The 776-nt window shown below is 49.1% G+C and carries 1 protein-coding gene; it reads right to left on the reverse strand.

Features of this window, described 5'->3' with window-relative positions:
- Positions 1 to 776 (reverse strand): IS4 family transposase (locus tag LRP50_RS25360; RefSeq protein WP_274167170.1); only part of this gene is annotated, 776 nt, incomplete at both ends.

Consider the following 776-nt stretch of genomic DNA (forward strand, 5'->3'; position numbering starts at 1 on the left):
CCATGGGTGGGTCAATTTTACTTCGGCGATAGCGTCGCTAAGTGGATCAGTTTTAAGTCGGCGTTGACAATATAAGCGTGTTATCTGAATCGCGTTTAGCGTGTCATTCGGGATATTAGTCACCAGTAGCCACGGCTCGTTTGCGCTTTTGGCAAAGAGACGAGACGCCGTATGCTTCTTGCTGGTACGGGTATGACGTTGCACTTTCCGCCCTTTCGATGCCTGTTTAACAAGATGAGCGTGACAAGCCAGAGGAGAGCGTAGTGCAAGTTGGCAAGTGCCCAGATAGGCGGGTTTGTTGTTTGCCTTGGGGTAAAGTTCTTTATTGCATTGCCAATCTTGACGGTCGAGTTTAATCGCGACTTCTCCACGGACACGCCCCAACCAGAACCAGCCTTTCTCTTGTACTTGCCGGAACCAGGTGTTTCGAAAGCCTGCATCCGACACAATAATAGGTGTGGTGCCGAGAGGGAGAATGTTGTGAAGTTTATCGAGGAAACGTTGATGCGTTTTTGGTGAGTTATATTGTGCGTATTCAAACGCTTGCTCGTAAAGGGTGACAGCACGACCATCGAGAGCGATAGAGGCGCGTAAAGTCATATAGCGAAGCTGCTCTCTCACATCAGACCAATCAACCAAAATCACAGGGCAAGGATTAGCGCGGGCAATAAAGCTGGCATGCCATTTATAGATATCGTCTTTTTCACGGTGCAACTGTGCATTGCCAAGCAAGCGGTCGACTCGCTTGATGGCATGTTTAGCCGTGGTCATAACGT

Source organism: Enterovibrio gelatinilyticus, assembly GCF_028683095.1.
Taxonomy (GTDB): domain Bacteria; phylum Pseudomonadota; class Gammaproteobacteria; order Enterobacterales; family Vibrionaceae; genus Enterovibrio; species Enterovibrio gelatinilyticus.